Source organism: Shewanella sp. SM95 (assembly GCF_025653595.1).
GTDB lineage: Bacteria > Pseudomonadota > Gammaproteobacteria > Enterobacterales > Shewanellaceae > Shewanella > Shewanella oncorhynchi.
Map to the genome: position 1 here is coordinate 106,360 of NZ_JAKKSE010000011.1, position 17,635 is coordinate 123,994.

General features: G+C 45.1%; 25 protein-coding genes and 1 tRNA gene. 10 read left to right on the forward strand and 16 right to left on the reverse strand.

The annotated features are described in order from the left end of the window. The first annotated feature begins 98 nt into the window (after positions 1–98). The 5 genes from L5M29_RS13380 to nadE all read left to right on the forward strand — a co-directional run bounded on the left by L5M29_RS13380 (position 99) and on the right by nadE (position 5,365). Complete coding sequence (locus L5M29_RS13380) at positions 99–962, forward strand: co-chaperone YbbN (protein WP_263168207.1); 864 nt, start codon at positions 99–101, stop codon at positions 960–962. A 140-nt stretch (positions 963–1,102) separates the two neighbouring features. After that, positions 1,103–1,747, forward strand: coding sequence for an adenylate kinase (adk, locus tag L5M29_RS13385; protein ID WP_028759655.1), 645 nt, complete (start codon positions 1,103–1,105; stop codon positions 1,745–1,747). Positions 1,748–1,859: 112 nt separating this feature from the next. After that, a complete protein-coding gene (gene hemH, locus L5M29_RS13390; RefSeq protein WP_263168208.1) occupies positions 1,860–2,864 on the forward strand; it encodes a ferrochelatase in 1,005 nt (334 codons plus the stop codon). Between the two features lie 164 nt (positions 2,865–3,028). After that, positions 3,029–4,333, forward strand: coding sequence for an inosine/guanosine kinase (locus L5M29_RS13395; RefSeq protein ID WP_028759658.1), 1,305 nt, complete (start codon positions 3,029–3,031; stop codon positions 4,331–4,333). Positions 4,334–4,534: 201 nt separating this feature from the next. Next, the gene (nadE, locus tag L5M29_RS13400; RefSeq protein WP_263168210.1) at positions 4,535–5,365 is read left to right on the forward strand and encodes an ammonia-dependent NAD(+) synthetase; all 831 of its coding nucleotides are present in this window, start codon (positions 4,535–4,537) and stop codon (positions 5,363–5,365) included. A gap of 120 nt (positions 5,366–5,485) precedes the next feature. On the opposite strand, the gene L5M29_RS13405 is transcribed toward nadE, so the two are convergent. After that, positions 5,486–5,983 (reverse strand): DUF6942 family protein, encoded by a 498-nt coding sequence (locus L5M29_RS13405; protein ID WP_263168211.1) that lies wholly within the window; start codon positions 5,981–5,983, stop codon positions 5,486–5,488. 239 nt (positions 5,984–6,222) lie between these two features. Here L5M29_RS13405 and L5M29_RS13410 point away from each other — a divergent pair, with 239 nt between their 5' ends. Both L5M29_RS13410 and L5M29_RS13415 read left to right on the forward strand, forming a co-directional pair. Beyond that, positions 6,223–7,752: an alpha/beta hydrolase gene (locus tag L5M29_RS13410; RefSeq protein ID WP_263168212.1), complete on the forward strand. Its 1,530-nt coding sequence runs from the start codon at positions 6,223–6,225 to the stop codon at positions 7,750–7,752. Between the two features lie 310 nt (positions 7,753–8,062). Then, positions 8,063–8,139 (forward strand) — tRNA-Pro (locus L5M29_RS13415). Between the two features lie 149 nt (positions 8,140–8,288). Here the strand turns inward: L5M29_RS13415 and L5M29_RS13420 are convergent. From L5M29_RS13420 to L5M29_RS13485, 14 genes are all read right to left on the reverse strand, one after another. After that, the gene (locus tag L5M29_RS13420) at positions 8,289–9,473 is read right to left on the reverse strand and encodes a recombinase (protein ID WP_173497743.1); all 1,185 of its coding nucleotides are present in this window, start codon (positions 9,471–9,473) and stop codon (positions 8,289–8,291) included. Between the two features lie 5 nt (positions 9,474–9,478). Then, entirely contained in the window at positions 9,479–9,706 is a 228-nt protein-coding gene (locus tag L5M29_RS13425; RefSeq protein ID WP_173497744.1) for a hypothetical protein, read from the reverse strand. A 1-nt stretch (position 9,707) separates the two neighbouring features. Beyond that, positions 9,708–9,884, reverse strand: a complete 177-nt coding sequence (locus L5M29_RS13430) for a hypothetical protein (protein WP_263168215.1) — start codon at positions 9,882–9,884, stop codon at positions 9,708–9,710. Further along, on the reverse strand, positions 9,881–10,189 hold the full coding sequence (locus L5M29_RS13435; RefSeq protein WP_263168217.1) for a hypothetical protein: 309 nt from the start codon (positions 10,187–10,189) through the stop codon (positions 9,881–9,883). Before L5M29_RS13435 ends, L5M29_RS13430 begins: the two co-directional genes overlap by 4 nt. 178 nt (positions 10,190–10,367) lie before the next feature. Further along, the gene (locus L5M29_RS13440; RefSeq protein ID WP_263168218.1) at positions 10,368–10,682 is read right to left on the reverse strand and encodes a hypothetical protein; all 315 of its coding nucleotides are present in this window, start codon (positions 10,680–10,682) and stop codon (positions 10,368–10,370) included. Then, positions 10,679–10,999: a hypothetical protein gene (locus L5M29_RS13445; RefSeq protein ID WP_263168219.1), complete on the reverse strand. Its 321-nt coding sequence runs from the start codon at positions 10,997–10,999 to the stop codon at positions 10,679–10,681. The genes L5M29_RS13440 and L5M29_RS13445 overlap by 4 nt, the downstream gene beginning before the upstream one ends. Next, on the reverse strand, positions 10,996–11,226 hold the full coding sequence (locus L5M29_RS13450) for a hypothetical protein (protein ID WP_263168220.1): 231 nt from the start codon (positions 11,224–11,226) through the stop codon (positions 10,996–10,998). The genes L5M29_RS13445 and L5M29_RS13450 overlap by 4 nt, the downstream gene beginning before the upstream one ends. Continuing rightward, complete coding sequence (locus tag L5M29_RS13455) at positions 11,223–11,501, reverse strand: hypothetical protein (RefSeq protein ID WP_263168222.1); 279 nt, start codon at positions 11,499–11,501, stop codon at positions 11,223–11,225. Before L5M29_RS13455 ends, L5M29_RS13450 begins: the two co-directional genes overlap by 4 nt. Then, positions 11,502–11,795 (reverse strand): hypothetical protein, encoded by a 294-nt coding sequence (locus L5M29_RS13460; protein ID WP_263168225.1) that lies wholly within the window; start codon positions 11,793–11,795, stop codon positions 11,502–11,504. Further along, complete coding sequence (locus tag L5M29_RS13465) at positions 11,795–12,118, reverse strand: hypothetical protein (RefSeq protein ID WP_263168226.1); 324 nt, start codon at positions 12,116–12,118, stop codon at positions 11,795–11,797. The genes L5M29_RS13460 and L5M29_RS13465 overlap by 1 nt, the downstream gene beginning before the upstream one ends. Continuing rightward, on the reverse strand, positions 12,115–12,444 hold the full coding sequence (locus tag L5M29_RS13470) for a hypothetical protein (protein ID WP_263168228.1): 330 nt from the start codon (positions 12,442–12,444) through the stop codon (positions 12,115–12,117). The genes L5M29_RS13465 and L5M29_RS13470 overlap by 4 nt, the downstream gene beginning before the upstream one ends. 10 nt (positions 12,445–12,454) lie before the next feature. Then, complete coding sequence (locus tag L5M29_RS13475; RefSeq protein ID WP_006083880.1) at positions 12,455–12,619, reverse strand: hypothetical protein; 165 nt, start codon at positions 12,617–12,619, stop codon at positions 12,455–12,457. Between the two features lie 36 nt (positions 12,620–12,655). Then, on the reverse strand, positions 12,656–13,003 hold the full coding sequence (locus tag L5M29_RS13480) for a hypothetical protein (RefSeq protein WP_263168231.1): 348 nt from the start codon (positions 13,001–13,003) through the stop codon (positions 12,656–12,658). Between the two features lie 125 nt (positions 13,004–13,128). Further along, positions 13,129–13,491, reverse strand: coding sequence for a hypothetical protein (locus L5M29_RS13485; protein ID WP_259520239.1), 363 nt, complete (start codon positions 13,489–13,491; stop codon positions 13,129–13,131). A gap of 592 nt (positions 13,492–14,083) precedes the next feature. Between L5M29_RS13485 and L5M29_RS13490 the strand changes: the two genes are divergently transcribed. The 3 genes from L5M29_RS13490 to L5M29_RS13500 all read left to right on the forward strand — a co-directional run bounded on the left by L5M29_RS13490 (position 14,084) and on the right by L5M29_RS13500 (position 16,666). After that, positions 14,084–14,560 (forward strand): hypothetical protein, encoded by a 477-nt coding sequence (locus L5M29_RS13490; RefSeq protein ID WP_263168233.1) that lies wholly within the window; start codon positions 14,084–14,086, stop codon positions 14,558–14,560. Between the two features lie 92 nt (positions 14,561–14,652). Further along, positions 14,653–15,459, forward strand: coding sequence for a DUF5677 domain-containing protein (locus L5M29_RS13495; protein ID WP_263168235.1), 807 nt, complete (start codon positions 14,653–14,655; stop codon positions 15,457–15,459). Positions 15,460–15,820: 361 nt separating this feature from the next. Beyond that, positions 15,821–16,666, forward strand: coding sequence for a DUF5677 domain-containing protein (locus L5M29_RS13500; RefSeq protein ID WP_263168236.1), 846 nt, complete (start codon positions 15,821–15,823; stop codon positions 16,664–16,666). A gap of 195 nt (positions 16,667–16,861) precedes the next feature. On the opposite strand, the gene L5M29_RS13505 is transcribed toward L5M29_RS13500, so the two are convergent. Further along, entirely contained in the window at positions 16,862–17,551 is a 690-nt protein-coding gene (locus L5M29_RS13505) for a helix-turn-helix transcriptional regulator (protein ID WP_263168238.1), read from the reverse strand. Between the last annotated feature and the right edge of the window lie 84 nt (positions 17,552–17,635).

Below are 17,635 nucleotides of genomic sequence, written 5' to 3' on the forward strand. Positions count from 1 at the left end.
GTTAGCGATAAGACTCGATTTTAAGACTTGGTTCTAACGCTTAGTTTTAAAAGAATAAGGCCTCCCATGATAGAGGCCTTAAATGTTAAGGGAATACTATGGATAATATCCTCAGCCTGACTAAAGACAATATTCAGCAAGTGGTTGACGCCTCGATGCAACAGATCGTGGTGTTAGCATTTTGGGCACAGCCACAGGAACAAAGTGTGGCTATGCTGCGCACCTTAGAGCAAATTGCCGCGCAAAATTCGGGTCGTTTCGTGCTCGCTAAAGTCGACTGTGAAGCCGAATTAGAAATTGCCAATTACTTTCGCATTCAAAGTCTACCGACCACGTTAGTATTGGATAAAGGTCAGCCTGTAGATGGTTTTGCTGGCCTGCAAGATGCGGCGCAAGTCACGGCTATGCTGGATAAATATTTACCGCCTATGTGGCAGTTACAGTTAGCACAGGCAAAAGCATTACTCGCCCTGAGTCAAGTTAGCGCAGAGGATCTTGCCACTGCCGCCGTGTTGCTTAAAGAAGCACATACAGGGTCAAATCAAGCGGGTGAGGTGAGTCTAGTGCTTGCCGATGTGTATCTGATGCAGGGCGAATTAGTGTTAGCACAAGCCATGCTTGAGAAAGTAGGGCTTGCCGACCAAGATGGTTATTACCAGAGTTTAAAAGCTAAGCTCGCACTGGCCTTGGATGCGGCGGATACCCCTGAAATTCGCGATTTGCAGCAAAAGTTTGAGCAAAATCCAACAGATTTAGTGTTATTACTCGAGCTGAGTAAGGCATTGCATGCTGCCCACCGCGATGATGAAGCATTAGAACTGTTATTCGGTGTGCTCAGTAAAGATTTAGGTGCTGAAAATGGCACAGTAAAACAAGTATTTATGGAAGTATTAACGGCACTTGGCCAAGGTAATCCCATAGCCAATCAATACCGCCGTAAGCTCTATACTTTGCTCTATTAATGAAAAAAATCGCTTAGTAACCGCAGTTTATTTGCGGTTTCTGAGGCTAAAGTCGAAGCTAAAACCCTTCTCAATGGCGGCCAGATGTGCGAAGATCGCCGCCCTAAGAAGAATATCAATGCGAAAAGAGGACTCTTGAGATGCGCATTATCCTATTGGGCGCCCCAGGTGCCGGTAAAGGTACCCAGGCCCAGTTCATTATGGAACAGTATGGTATCCCACAAATTTCCACTGGTGATATGTTACGTGCCGCGGTAAAAGCGGGTACTCCACTGGGTTTGGAAGCGAAAAAAGTGATGGATGCTGGTCAACTGGTTTCTGATGATCTGATCATCGGTCTGGTTAAAGAGCGTATCGCACAGGAAGACTGTGTTAAAGGTTTCTTGTTAGACGGTTTCCCACGTACTATCCCACAGGCGGATGCGATGGCGGCAAACGGTATTAGCATTGATCACGTGATTGAAATCGACGTGCCAGACGAAGAAATCGTTAAGCGCATGAGCGGTCGCCGTGTTCACCCAGGTTCTGGCCGTGTTTACCATGTGGTTTTCAATCCACCTAAAGTGGAAGGTAAAGACGACGTGACGGGCGAAGATTTAGCTATTCGTCCAGATGACGAAGAAAGCACAGTGCGTAAACGCCTCGCGATTTATCACGAGCAAACTAAGCCGCTCGTTGAATACTACGGTAAAGTGGCTGCCGCTGGCCAAACTCAATACAACAAGTTTGACGGTACTCAATCGGTTGCGGCCGTGAGTGAGCAGTTAGCTAGAGTGTTGAAATAACCGAATAAAGGTTAATTTACGAGAACAAGTTCTCATATTAAGAAAAAGCCTGCCGATGCAGGCTTTTTTTATGGGTATCGCAATGTTAGCCTCCAAGTGAACTTCATTAACCATGAGCCTAACGTTGAATCCTTCCCCTGCTTTTGGTGTGTTATTGGTTAACCTCGGCACGCCTGATCAACCTAGTCCTAAGGCCGTTAAACGCTTTTTAAGGCAGTTTTTAAGTGATCCGCGTGTCGTCGATTTATCGCCGTGGATTTGGCAACCGCTGCTGAACGGTATTATCCTCAACACCCGTCCGGCTAAAGTCGCCAAACTTTACCAAAGCGTGTGGACGCCAGAAGGTTCGCCCTTGATGGTGATAAGTGAGCGCCAAGCACAAAAACTGGCGGTGGACTTAAGTGCAACCTTTAACCAGACCATCCCGGTTGAACTGGGTATGAGTTACGGCAATCCCTCCATCGATGCGGGATTTGAACGCCTGAAAGACCAAGGGGCAGAGCGCATTATTGTGCTGCCTTTGTATCCCCAATATTCCTGCTCGACGGTGGCAAGTGTGTTCGATGCCGTTGCCCGTTATCTTAAAACCGTGCGTGACATGCCGCAGGTTCGCTTTAATAAAGACTATTTTGACCATAGCGCTTATATTGCTGCGCTGGCACACAGTGTGACGCGCCACTGGAAAACCCATGGGCAGGCCGACAAGTTGCTCTTGTCATTTCATGGTATTCCACTGCGTTATGTGAAAGAGGGCGATCCATACCGCGAGCAGTGTTTTGTCACGGCTAAACTGTTGGCGCAAAAACTTGAGCTGAGCGAGTCGCAATGGCAAGTGTGCTTCCAATCGCGCTTTGGCCGCGAAGAATGGTTAACGCCCTACGCCGATAAATTACTGGCCGAGTTACCTGCGCAAGGGATCAAAAGTGTCGATGTGATTTGCCCTGCGTTTGCGACCGATTGCCTCGAAACCTTAGAAGAAATCTCCATCGGTGCTAAGGAAACCTTTTTACATGCGGGTGGCAGCGACTATCGGTTTATCCCTTGTTTGAACGACGATGAGTTACACATTGAATTATTACGGCAATTAATCCAAGAACAAGCGGTATCTTGGGTATAGGAGCACTGGCTTCGAACTGATTTTGTGATAGAATCTGCGCCCTTCCGGCTAAGGGGGTGGTTTTTTTGTCTCGCTAGCCTAGACTCAATATTTTTAGGATGCTGCTTGGCTTGACCGCCTCGGCAGACGCCAATTAGCATGGATGCCAGGAAAAGAGAGCCACTATGAAGTTTCCCGGTCAGCGTAAATCTAAACATTATTTTCCGGTTAAAACCCGAGATCCGCTGCTTGAACAGCTGACTCAACAGCCTCAGCCGTTTGCGACCTATATCAGCGGTATTGATCAAACCTTAGTGGATATCGAAGCGAAAGTGGAAGACGAATTGCTGAGCCGTTATGGCTTGCCCAAAGGTAATTCTACCTTGATCAATGATGAACAGGCCCACAGACTCTACACTGAGTTAAAAATTCATGGTTTGATTAGCGATGAATTTGCTGGTGGCACTATTGGTAACACAGTGCACAACTATTCTATTCTGGCCGATGACCGTTCAGTGCTGTTTGGAGTAATGAGTCAAAATATCGAAGTGGGCAGTTACGCCTACCGCTATTTATGTAATACCTCTTCTAAAGTCGACCTTAACTTTCTACAACCTGTAGATGGTCCTATCGGTCGCTGTTTTACCCTGATTTCTGAGTGCGGCGAGCGAACATTTGCGATCAGCAAAGGCGCTATGGATAAACTCACACCTGAATTTATCGATAAAGACGTGGTGCAGGGCAGTTCAGCCTTAGTGTTGACCGCGTATTTGATGCGCGCCAGTGATGGCGACCGTATTACCGATGCGGCCATGTGCGCTATCGAATATGCAAAAGCCGCCGAAGTTCCCGTGGTATTAACCTTAGGCACGCGTTTCTTGATTGAAGAAGATCCACAATGGTGGCAAAACTTCATCAAAGAACATGTCACCATTTTGGCGATGAATGAAGACGAAGGTGAAGCCTTAACGGGTTCACGGGATCCTCTGCTTGCCAGTGAAAAAGCTTTAGAATGGTGCGACATGGTATTAACCACAGCGGGTCCAATCGGGCTTTATACTGCGGGTTATACCGAGGACTCAGAAAAACGCGAAACGACTCACACGCTGTTGCCGGGTGCTATCCCTGAATTTAACCGTTATGAATTTTCCCGTCCAAAGCTTAAAAGTGACTGTGAAACACCAATCAAAGTGTTTGCCCACATTTCACCTTACATGGGCGGCCCAGAAAAAATCGGTAACACTAATGGCGCTGGCGATGGCGCATTATCGGCGTTATTGCACGATCTGGCGGCCAATACTTTCCACAAGACTAACGTGCCAGGCTCAAGTAAACATAAGCGCGATGGCCTATGTTATTCCTCGTTTTCTCAAGTGTGTAAGTACGCTAACCGCGTCGCCTACGAAGTCTTAGCCCAGCATAGCCCGCGTTTATCCCGTGGTTTACCTGAGCGCGAAGACAGCTTAGAAGAATCCTACTGGGAAAGATAAGTTGGTAGCTGTATTGGTATTAAGCTGACTGATTTACGCTAGGGCAATAACGGCAAACCGTTGTTGCCCTTATTTTTATAGCGTTTATCAATAATCAATTAACTAAGCATTAATTTTAACTACAGGCAGTTGCGAATAAATGTTAACGTTAGTTGGGTTCAGGTAGTCCAAATACAGCGATAATTTAAGGTGGAATTTTCGGTGAAAGCGCAAATCTTAAGAGAAATGAAGGTACTCACGGCCATAGAGCCTGAGTTCGAAGTGCAACGTCGTGTCGCGTTTATTAAAACCAAACTAAAAGAAGCGCGTAGCAAGGCATTGGTATTAGGGATCAGCGGTGGGGTGGATTCTTCTACTGCTGGGCGTTTGTGTCAGTTAGCGGTGGACAGTTTAAACCAAGAAAGTAGCCAAGGTGGTTATCAGTTTATCGCAGTACGATTACCCTATCAGATCCAAAAAGATGAGCATGAGGCGCAATTAGCCTGTCAGTTTATTCAACCTTCTAAATTGGTCACAGTGAATGTGCATCAAGGTGTTGATGGTGTGCATAGCGCTGCTGTTGCCGCGTTAGTCGAAGCTGGATTGCCTTTGCCCGATGTGGCGAAGGTCGATTTTGTGAAGGGTAACGTCAAAGCCCGTATGCGGATGATAGCGCAATACGAACTCGCTGGACTCGTAGGAGGGTTAGTGGTGGGGACAGATCACAGCGCCGAAAATATCACAGGTTTTTATACCAAGTGGGGTGATGGCGCTTGCGATCTTGCACCTTTATTTGGTCTTAACAAGCGCCAAGTTCGCCAACTCGCCGCGTATCTTGGCGCGCCAGAATCGTTAGTCTATAAAGCGCCGACCGCGGATTTAGAAGACAATAAACCGCTACTCGAAGATGAAGTCGCGCTTGGCTTAACCTATGCGCAAATCGATGATTTCCTTGAGGGTAAGGACGTCGGCAAGGCGGTTGAAGACAAGTTAATTGGTATTTATAAGGCGACACAGCATAAACGTCAGCCTATTCCAACCATTTACGACTAACCCTGAATCGTCCTTGAATATGCACTCGTTTGAACTCTGTTCACGAGTGCTTTTTTATGCCTTTGTTATTTGGTGACTAATGCTGTGGTGACAGCCGTTACCACAATCATAATGGAATTATTAACTGTGTTGGGGCTCTGGCGTTGCTAAGTGTTGGCGTGTCAGGGCGATCAGTTGGTTTGGGTATTGGCGATAATCCAAATAGGGCGTGAGTAAACAATGCTGTCCTGGCGAAGATGGCAGCTTAAGTACGGTTATGGATTTATTTTGGGCAGTTAAATGCTGCGCACCGGAATCGTTCACGGACATGGTGAGCCCTAAAGCATTTGCAGCTACTTGCCCCGCGACAAGATGGATCTTCGCGTTTGCCATCAGCTCTATAGCGCCTATGCAGATCATTTCATTTTGCTTGAGTAACACTTGGTCACGATAGCTGCGCCAGTCATCTCCAACCGTACTTATTTTGGCCATAATAGTGAAGATCTTACGCCAATGATTGCCATTGAGAGCTATAAGAGTCGCGACAGCGTCTGGCTGAGTGTAATGCCAGTTCTCAGGTACCAGCGGCGCGGTAGGAAGATAGTAGGCGAACCTAGCGTGTGGATTACCGATTATCATCGAGAGTGTATAAGTTTCGTTGGAATAAGACTATTTTCGATCCTAACCCGATTAAGGCCTATGCGGCTAATAAAATTGCGAGATGAGTAAATTGGGGTGACTAAATTGAAGTGATTAAATTGGAGTGATTAAATTGTACTGCTTACACTAGTGGTTTTTATCGCGGTAAAACGTTTGAAGGATGTTTTTATCTACCCGTATAATCTAGTTGCATATTTTATCTCCATGTAGGAACAGCGATGAAGGCCATCATCATAGGTTCGACAAAACACCTATTTTTAGCTGCAGTGTATGCGAGTACTGGCATAGTGGTGGCGTTACTCGCGACAGGGATCTATTTTCTTAATGCGCGCCCTGAGCTGTCACTTTGGCATACGGTCGAGCTAGAAAATGAGTTCCATTATAATACTAAACTCGCTAATTTTAATGAGTACTTAGCGCTAGAAGACCGCTTATTCGGCGAAGTTGAGCGCAAAGTTGTACAGAAGATTCCTACCTCTGAATTATCTCCAGTGAATCGCTATGTTAAAAATAGCTTGTCTGATCCTGCCCATTGGCCACAAAACTGGAATCGCAGTTATGAATGGCCTGTGGCTAATGCCGAATTTGGAGTATTACTGCTCCACGGTATGTCGGATTCGCCCTATGCTCTATCCAATGTGGCAGTACACTTTAAAGGTAAAGCCCATGTGCTCGGTTTAAGACTGCCAGGACATGGCACGATTCCAAGTGGATTGACTGAGCTTTATTGGCAAGATCTGGCCGCAGCGGTGAATTTAGCCACAGCGCATATGCGGCAAACTCTGAAAGATAAACCATTATTTGTGGTGGCTTTTTCGACGGGGGCCGCCGTCGCGCTGAACCATGAGTTAGAACGTATAAGCCATGATAAAGCCCCTGATTATGATGGAATGATTTTTATCTCTCCCGCGATAGGGCTAGCGCCATCTGCGGCGGCAGCACGCTGGCAGAGTTGGATAGGACGATTGTTGGAGCTGGATAAACTGCAATGGAACAGTATTCAAGTAGAGTACGATCCCTTTAAATACACCTCTTTTGCGGTTAATGCGGGCGATGTAGTTTATCAATTAGCCCTGCGTAACCAAGGTTTATTGGCAGGATTAACGCCGCAGCAACGGGCGCAAGTTCCGTCGATACTCACCTTTCAGTCGGTAGTGGATGCAACCGTTTCAACCGCGGCGGTGGTGAATAATCTGTATCAAACATTGCCAGAAAAAGGTCATGAGCTAGTGCTGTTTGATATGAACCGACTCGATGTGAATGCCAAGATGGTATCCAATGATCCGCTTGCGGGCTTGTTGGCGAACATTAATAATCCTGAGTTACATTATCGTGGCACTGTGGTGGAAAATATCAGTAATGAAACCACGCAGGTTCAGGCGCGATACTTTGGTTTAGATGAACTGGGTTTAGATGAACAGAATTTAGATACACAGGATATAGACGCACAGGGTAAAGTGCTCACTCAGGTCAGTGAAAACGTGCGGATATTAGATTTATATTGGCCTGCAGGCGTGTATTCTTTATCCCATGTTGCGCTACCTTTTGGCATAGATGATGGGCTTTATGGCGCCGTGATCCAGCCTGATTTACATAGGATCCAAATCGGAGCCTCAGCTTCGCGGGGAGAGCGCGGCTTGTATAGCGTGTCAGCGTCTGAAATGTTACGACAGAAATGGAATCCCTTTTTCCCGTATCTACTCGAGCGCATGGATGAGTACCGACTCGCCCATATGCACTCGCATTGAATGATGATTTAGTAAACGGGTGTCATTATGTCTGTTCTGCAGCTAAATCCTGTTTGAGTATGGACGTAATCAGTATCGAGCAATCATTATCGACGAAAATTGTGTCATTCAGAACATAAACTAAGCAGTTGATCAAAGAGATGTAATGAAGCCCTTGCGCAGTTGCGAGGCAATTGCTACAGTTCTGGCTCGCTTAAGATAAACCCCATAAACAGTATCTTAAGTGATAAGTAATTGAGCAAAGCCGTAAAGATTATCGCTAAACTGTATTTAGCTAAGTCAGAACAGGTATGCAATATACTTAAAAATTCGGTATGTAGCGCAGCCCGGTAGCGCACTGTCATGGGGTGTCAGGGGTCGGAGGTTCGAATCCTCTCATACCGACCAAATTCATAAACAATAAAGCCTGCAATCTTAATCAGTTGCGGGCTTTTTTGTGTCTGCTTGTTTATATCAGGGTGGACTAACGGGGGACTAATGGGGGACTAACGGAATTCAAAAATTCTTTTTCCTATTAGTGCTTTGCCTTAGTTTTATTAATGGCTGAATTTAATCTCAGCGTGTGGAACTTCGGTCCATTGCAGGTGATCCCGCACATAGATTTTGGTGGACTTGGCATCGGTGTGAGCCATCCGACCTTGAGGGTCAACACCCATATCAGAAAACAATCTGGCAGATAGCGCGCGGATCTCGTGAAAGGTTGGGCGCTGGCTCATTTCTAAATGGTCACACAGACCTAACTCATCCCTCAACGCCGAAAAGGCTCTGCTAAGGTAATTAGGATCAAGCTGATAGCGGTGGTCTGTGGCCACACTTTGTTTATTCTGTTTGTCTGGTCGGCGATGAACCACATAAGGGCAAAGTAGCCCGTCTCGACTCTTATCAATAATGGCCTTCAATACTTCACCAATCGGTATGGCCACATGGCTGGCTTCTTTTTCTTCTACCTTTTGGCGGTGAATAAATAGGGTGCCGTAAATGCCATCGACAGGTTCATCAAACCATAGGCAACCGCATTGGCCTTCCTTAGGTTTTTTAATGCTGTATTTAATCCGCGAAACTTCAAGGCGCGCTTGGGTCGATTGCAAAGCAAGGTCCATTGCCGTTTGTAACCACAGTGGCGCCGCGGCATGGATTCGTTGATACACTTCAAAGCTTAGGCGTTGGCGTTCTTTGCCTTTGGTTTTACGCTTTTTCATTTTTCGAGAGGCTGGATTATCTAACATGATGGACTGGTCGATCGCGTAGTTAATCAGTTTCTCTAAAAATCCCAACTTACGGTTATGCACATTGGGGCTGGCATCAGGATGATATTGGTTTAAATAGCCGTTGATATGCTCTAGGCTAATCTCTTGGCTGCTAACCTCGGCAAAATAGGCTTTAACCCGTTCGGCATCGTTGCGCATGGTACTGGCCAGTTGTTTACTTGGCATTTCCTCTTTAAATATCAGTTCTAAAAGACGGTCCACATGGCTGGCAAATGACTGGCCATCAGCCAGAGGCGACTCGCTTGAGGCTTCAATTAACTGATCCACACTTAAGCCAATAGTCGGTCGCATAATGCGGTTGTACTCAACCGCAATTTGAATTGCCTGCACCTTGTCTTTACCCAGTGTTTTGCGAACACCATTTACCAACGTAAAGCGGTAAGTGCCCTTGGAGCTATCAAACTTAAGGTGCTGAGGCAGATTTTTATTATGCGACTTTTTAGGGCGTACCATGTTAATTACCTTGAGGCTGCTATTAATTCTGACACCGCGCTGCTAACTGCGGGCGCGACACCAAAGTGTTGGTCTTCGTAAACATACACCTTGTTATCGACGATGATCCCGCGGATCACACCACGTAAAATCCAACCTTTAATGGTGCGATTTTGTGGGGCCGAGTTAGATGCAAACTCACGTTCAGACCACTCACTGGCCCTCATTAGTTTGGAAGGTTTTTTATAGGACATTTTAGACTCCTAGTATCTCTAATCTAGCGATAACGGCTTGTTCACGGCCTTCAGTTGTCGATAAATCGAATTTAGGGCGCTGGCTGAGAACGGCAACTTGCTGCTCAAGTTCAGCGACCTTAGCTTTAAGTTCTGAGTTTTCTGAAATTAGATGATTCATTCGATCATTCATCGTCATGCTGCACCTACCTGCGTTAAACAGCCTTCATCCTCATCTTCTTGCCATTCACCAGAGTCGATTAATGCTTTGGTGCATTGACTGCAAATCTGATGGGTACTGCCGCAATGTTCGACAAAGGTTGGTCTATGCGCTTCACAGAAATAACCCTCGCAGCTGATCTCATCTTCGCCATGCATACCACCACACGCATAAGCAAGACCACGGTCGATTTGTTTGTGGCAACCCGGATGATCACAGGTTGCTTCGAAGGCATAACCAATGGGTCTGCCGTTACTATCTTCACCACAATTTGACCAGCTCATTGCTTACCATCCTCAATGTAACGATGAAAATCATCCTCGCCACACGTTGCAAACTCCTTTTCGCAATGCGCCCATGAACAGACAAATTCGTTTTCGCATAGATCTGATGCGTAAATCGTGTTTTCACCGCAACAGTGTGGACATGAAACTATTAGCCCAGCAGGCTTTGCCATCTTCTTCATTGTTTACCACCATTTGTAACGCTTTTTTCATGGACACAAATTTTTAGAAGCTCGTTCGCATCAGTTATTGCACTCTCGATTCCTAGGCACTGTGGATAGTCATTTCTTAGTACTAATAGGTTTGGCAGTGCTTGTGTAGATATGAAGGTTTTTAGCTTATCCACCTGCATCGCCAGCTGGTCGTGCTCAGCTGTTAGTGTGTCAATTTCTTGCGCTGCCTCAGCCGCAAGATTCTTTTCACCACGACGAGATAAGTCGTCTTGATCTGTAGCGAACTGCTTTAGCCGTTCAGATAGTGAAAGCTGCTTCATGCTGCTTCCTTATCTTTCGGGGCGAAGAACAGCGCGACGGGGCCATCTTCGGTGTCGTGAATACTCAGCAAGAATGAGCCGGCCTTGTCGCAAACGGGGTTCCAATCGCTGATATCGGTGTCGCCCTCGTCAAAGTAGCGCTCGATCTGATGTTCAGTGGCATCGAGTTCAAACCAAATCGCTACAAACTCGCCGCCTTGGCGTGCTGCCCATGCTTCACACTCCACGCGGGTCACACCTTCATCCCACTCGGGCAAATCTGGATGGGTCCAATAACCTTCTTCACGTTCTACTGTTGCTGCTTGTATCGGGTTCATGCTGCTTCTCCTTTTATCCTGAGTTTTGATTCTGCGTTGAGTGCGAATACTTCGGCGTCGGCTTGGCCGAAGTCGCTGCACTCGATGGCGTTAAAAGACTTACAAATGCCCCAGCCGTGATAGTTGTTGGGGGTGAACTTCACTTCGATTTGTTGCTGATCGCACATCAAGGTGAAGTAGGGCTTAGATAACGTGACCACGCCCGCTTTAGTGCTAAACGTATTCATGCCGCCTCCTTGTTTTGGCTGGTACGTGTTTGGCTGACAGGCGAATGGCAGGGCAGGCGCATTGGGTGATATCGGTACGAATACACTATGGTGCGGCTAATGCCCTTAGCGAGGTTGGTTAAGCCGTTGCCCAATGCTTGCCAGTACAGGCAGTCTAGCGCGCCGAGCGCCAGCGCGATTTTGATGCTGTCGCCCGTTGTGGCCTTGAGTAACAGGCTTAACTTATGGCTGCGGAAATGATTTAACAGATGGCGAAACGCCGCTGATTGAGTCATTTAGGCCACCTGCTTTGGTTGCAAAGGAGTTGATTGTAAAGGGTTTGATTGCAGCTTGGCCCAGTCGATGGCTTTAATGGCCTCGACCGTGGCGGCGATTTGCTCTAACTTCTTTTGCCCGCGCATAAAGTTCGACAGTTCAATCCCGTGGCGAGCCGCCGCGCGTTCTGCGGGTAGGGCGCTGGTGTAATGCAGCGTTAACGCGGCGATCACCTCGGGCGAACTAATGCGGGTAAGCGAAAGCAATAACGCAACGCGCTCTTGTGATTCAAAGCCCGGGAGTAAGTGGTTCATCATTCAAAATCCTCAATGCTTAAGCCCAACTCTTTAGCTAGTTTGATATTCTCGATGCGGCGGCGTTTATCCAAGCGAACTTTATCTTCAGCCGATATCCTCACGGACTGAATTACAGGTTCCTTTTCCTGCTGAAATCGTACTGCTTGTGTTTTAGGTGCAACTATTGATGGCGATGTAGTAGATGAGTTGGCTACTTTCATCACTTTTAGCTTTCGCGCTTTAGGTGCGTATTTAGCGCGTTTTTGCGCTTTGATACTTTCCTTATGCGCTTGGTAGTACGCCCTTGCCGCAATTTGCTTTAGGGTGAGTTGTTGATTCATGCTGCACCTCCGTTCCATGAGCGATTTTTACTTGCGTCCCAGTAGCAAAACTCGATAAAGTTTTTAAAGCCGTCGCCGTACTCTAAATAACGCTTATAGCGCTGCTGTGACTTAGTTGTTTTGCGGATACTGCCAATTTCGCCGTATTCAACTTCCCAAGTTGGGTGGCAATGACGAATAACGCCTGGCTTATCGTCGTCAAAATTAACGCCAAGGTGATGGCCGCAATCTTTGATGATCACGCCAGAACGGCCATTCACTTTAACTAAGCGGCCTATTTCGGCTGGAACAGCGTAATGCTGTTTGATGTAGTCAAATTGGCTCATGTTGATTTCCTTATCTTCTAACCAAGAAACGGTGCAAACCTTTGGCGGCACGAATGGCGACAGTGCGGTCGGTGGTAAACTTGCCACCGGGCAACATCCAACCTTCCTTAAACGCGACGATATGGCCAACGCCGATTTTGATATCGCTGTGTAGCGGTTTGTCATCAGTTAACATGCTGCTTTCCTTCTCTCGTCATCGCACTAAGCAGGGCTAAGCTGCGGCTTCGCCGTTAAATACCACCAGATTGATGATGGGTTTCTTGGTTTTGGGGTTCACCTTGTCCGACAGCTTGTGATAGCGAATGTGCACATCGCGGTGGGCTTCTTGGGTCATGGCTAAAACGATGTATTGCTGGCACAGCGCGGGCGTCGATAACGAATGCGACAGGCGTTGTGGCTTCATGGTTTCAAACAAGTGCAGCGCCATATCATCCAACTTAGCTTGGTACTCCGCAGGGCTCAGTTGACGGCGGTTAGGGTGCGCGCCCACAGAGGTGCTGCACTTTTTGGCCGCTTGATTTTTCGCTAAGGTCATGGACACGCCATAAACAAAAAACATAATTGCCTCCAACAAGGTGAAACTGTCGTCGTTATCGTTATCGGGATATGGACCATCACCCCTCGGTTGCTTTGCCTAGATAGCCTAAATCGTGAATGTTCGCGGCGGCTCTGTGGCTCTACTGCTTAGCGGCCGACGGGCGTGGCTGTCGTCATCGTGTGCAGCGGATGCACATTAGTGACGGCTTGCGAGTCGTTACGCCACACCATCACCTTGCCGTACAAACCTTGTTGGGGCTCAGTGAAGCGCAGGCTGAAATTGAGCCCGAGTTCGCCCGTGTGGCGGATGAACTGGCGGTAAAAGGCAGGGCTAGGGTGGTGATAGGCAAAATGCTTGACCAGTTCGGCGCAACGGGCTTGCACCCGTGGGCAATCCATCGGGTCGGTGTGGCCCTTAGCCAGCGCCATCAAGCAGGCAAAACGTATGGCAACCAGTAGACGAAACTCATCGCGTTGCTTAGGTGTGGTATGAACTTTCGCTAGAATCATTTCCTTGTCCTCGGTAGTGGGTTTAATGACTACAAGCACAAAGTTAAGATAACTTGACTATCGAGTCAAGTTAAATGGTTTAAAAAACTTGACTAAAGTTTAGTTGATTTTGATTTGATGGCTTTTTGTACGAGTGTTTATGTAAAGTAAGGTATTGAGCTAAAGAGGGTTTATGGGGATGCTAGGTAATGTCATGTTTGCTGGGGAGGTTGAATGAGTTGTTATGTCCGAAAACTTGCTAATGCGTGGACTGTAAATCGTAATCATACGAGTGAGTAGTTCTTCAAATAAGTCAATTTCTGCGCGCGCTATCTCAATGCTGTAAAGGTAAAACTATTAAAATTTAATAGTTTAGGTTTTATGTCGGTTAGATAATAGGTTTGGAAAACTCACATTTGCGTTTTCCTGATGGTATATTCGAATGAAAGCTGATAAGTTCTTTGCAATACAAGTAGTTAACTGTGCGCGTCATTTTAACTAATCTAATGAGATAAATGCGCGCGCACTAATAAAATGTTCAAGCGATTTATGCCCTGCAAACAGCACAGCGCATAAATACTAAGACGTTAGGCATCGATAAATCCGAGGAAATATGGAAGCAGTAGATATAACAGGCTTTTGGATAGGGGTTCTATCAAGCCTGACAGCCACAGCTATTCTATATGCAGTACTTAAGTGTGCTTGGCCGAGTTTCAAAGATAAGTGCTTATATAGCGGTGTTCGTGTAGCTGGTTCATGGGATGTAACCGAGGAGAGAAACGGTGAGGTAACTAAATCTGGCAGAATAGATTTAGAGCAAACCGGTTGTCTTATTAAGGGAACCAGTATTCGAACTAGAACGCGAGGCGGTCAAGAGTCGCAAAGGAAATTTCAATACCACGGAACTATCTCTGGTCATCAAGTAACTCTTATATTTGAAGATGCGCAAGGAAAAGGTTTTGATACCGGAGCTTATGTTTTTATCGTTCAGAATGATGGTAAAATGATGGTTGGTAATACCACATTCCATGGTAAGCCAGAAAATAAAATTGTCTCTGAATCAAGAACTTTAACAAAGGTTGTGTCTTGAAACTGCCTAACAAGGCAATTAACTACGAGACTACGGCGCCGGACGCAGAAAATCTGCTCCAGTTATGGCGACGTTAGGCATCAGGAAATTTTATGGACCAGTATAGAACGATTGAAGAATATAACGACATTAAAGATGCGTTGGTAAGTATTTGCGGTTTACTATTATTTGAGTTTGCAAAAGAGCCGAGTTTAGATACAAAGAATACAATTCTCCGAAATTTTTTGGCAAAAACATCAATGAGTTTGAAAGGGGTTTTTTATTTATGGGAAATTAATAACTATCAAGATTGTTGGGCTATTTATCGAACTCAGATGGATCGTTTTTTTCATTTGGAACACATTGTAAAATATGATGAGTTTCAGTTATTTGATGACTGGTCTATTTATAAGCAAGTTCAGGCTAATAACTTAGCAAAAAGTGACAAGAGGTTTCCATTTGAACAAACATCTCAAGTATATTTTTTTAACGATAGTTTTGCTGAAAGAGTTAAGAATATTCAGAAAGTAAAACCTAAATGGATTCGTCCAAAAGCTGAAAGCGTCGCAAAGGATATTGGGCTGGATTTTCTATATAAATTTGGTTACGACCTCGCGTCGATGCATGTACATCCTATGTCAAATGATGGACAACAAGATTTTTATACCATTACTGGAATTGAGCCTGTAGATGAATTCCCTTCTCAAATTGCTGTTATTCATAATTCCATTTTGACCACCACAATGATTACTCAAAATGTATTTAACTATAGCTCATTTAAGTGGCGTGCTATTCTCTGGGATTTCATTGAACACATTAGGAATGCAATTGATACTGGCGATAAAGAGTACATGCTAAGTTATATGAAAATTGTCAAATTCAAGCAAGAGAACCAATGTTTAGCCGTAAAAGATGCCTAACAAAGCTTTGAGGAGCGATTCGCAACGTGTGGCATTTTAGTTATGCGTTGACTTCAGTGATTCCGGCGTAGTGCTGAGCTTAAAAGCGATTCAGATGAATGTTCAAGCCTGCCAGAACCAGCTAGATTTAACAGATGTATGGGTACTACGATGACAAGGAAATCTCAATGCAACCATTACAAATCAATACTATCAATTCGGAAACGCTCGATACGATATAGCAAGCCTCAGAAAAGCAAATTACTATAATAAATACCAATTAATTGTGATTTGGCGGCGTCCAAGTCCAACAAGTGATTTATGCGCTGCAGACAGCACTGTGCATAAATACTAAGAAGTTAAATTCCTCTTGGAGTGTACGATGTCTGACTTTAAAGATATGGAAACAGAACAGGGTATGCTCCTTTGGCGAGAATGTTTCCATAAGCATATTAATATTTTGGGCTCATGCGAAAAAACAGTAAGAAATTGCCAATCGAATAGACCTGTAAAATTGTATCCATTATTAGCCGCGATCATTGAAGATTCAATATCACTAGATATTTTGGCAACTCACTCCCGTATCAATCAATGTTACATCATATCAAGGGCTTTATTGGAAAGGGTTATTAATTTTAGTTACTTACTTTACGCGCCTGATGATGAATATAACTCATTTGTTGATTACACAAAGAACAAAGCAGCAAGGAGCCTTTCTAGGGGAGTAGTGATTGATGGAAAAGAAAAAATCAGTTTGAAGTTTTCCAGTGATGGTTATGAATTACCTCAAGACTATAAAAATGCTGTCGATAAATTCACGAGTAAAAATGGACGAGAAATACCGAGGTGGACAAAGCTAAATATTGATAAAAGAGCTGATTTTTTAGATAAAAAATCTGGTAAAAATTTGTTGGTACATGTGTTAATGATTTATGCGGATGCTTCTGAGGCTTTGCACGGAACTCTTTATGGTGCTTTATTTCATATTGGTGTTTACAATCCCGGAACTGTTCCATCTGATGAAGCTAGTTTTAATAAACAAAAATATAACAGTTTATCTTTTCTCTATTTTATGGGAAGTGCCGCAATAGGTACTTTGCTATTCTGCCTTAAAGAAAATGGAGTAAATATAAATCAGTCATATGTCGAATCCGATTGGGTATTTAAGCATGCAGCAGAGGAATCTGGTCTTGCTCATGAAGCTCGTCAATCGAGTGGGGGAACTTAACAAGTCAATGCACTGGTACTTGTTAAAGTTGTCACATTTTTTGGAGCCAAAAATCCGCAAACTTCACTAAGCCAGTGATTGAAGTGTTACATACCTTAGTTGCTAATAGAATGGTTAATCCGAATTTGACTAATTGCCTAACTAAGGTAAAACCCCAAAATACGTTAGAAGAGCTATTTGGGGTATTAAATTGTTTTACAAAAGTACTGAATACCAAAAAACTTTTCCGATCACTTTGATCTGTTTAACTTGGTCGGCATCGAGGCGTTCGTCTGGATATTCGTCCGTGTTGTAGCTGCGAAGGCGTAAACCACCACCGGGTAATTTATACAGCACTTTAATACGCAGCATGCCATCGTGGTTTACTGCGTACATTTTGCCGTCGATCACATCGGTGGCTGACGTATCAACACCGACTGTTGAGCCGTGGGGTAATATGGGCTCCATGCTGTTGCCATTCACTTTGACACAGGCTGCATAGTCACTATTTACACCTTGGCGCTTAAGGGTGCTCTTAGTGAAGCGCAGTTTTGGCCCTTTAAATTCGCGGCTATCAAGAATGCCATCCCCTGCGGCTAGCTCCACTTCCATGTAAAACGGAATTTCAACTTCATCTTCCCCTAATGGGGTATCACTGTCCCATATCTCAAATCCGCCAGCCCATTCAGCGTTGGATTCCGGTTTAGTTTCTTTATTTCCAAAGAGAAGATATTCGGGTGAGCAGCTTAAGGCTTTAGCTAAGGCATGCAGGTTCTCGCCTTTGGGAGAGGTAGAGCCTGATTCCCAAAGCGATACTGTGGCTTTAGTTAAGCCTATTTTTTTGGCAATGGCTGGCTGTGTAAAACCTAGCTCTTTGCGTCTTTGTTTAATGCGTTCATTCATCATAGTAAAGCTATCTTAACTTAACGTAAGTCAAGTTACCTTTTCTTTTGTTGACATTTGAGTTGAGTTTTCTTAACCTCGGTTAAA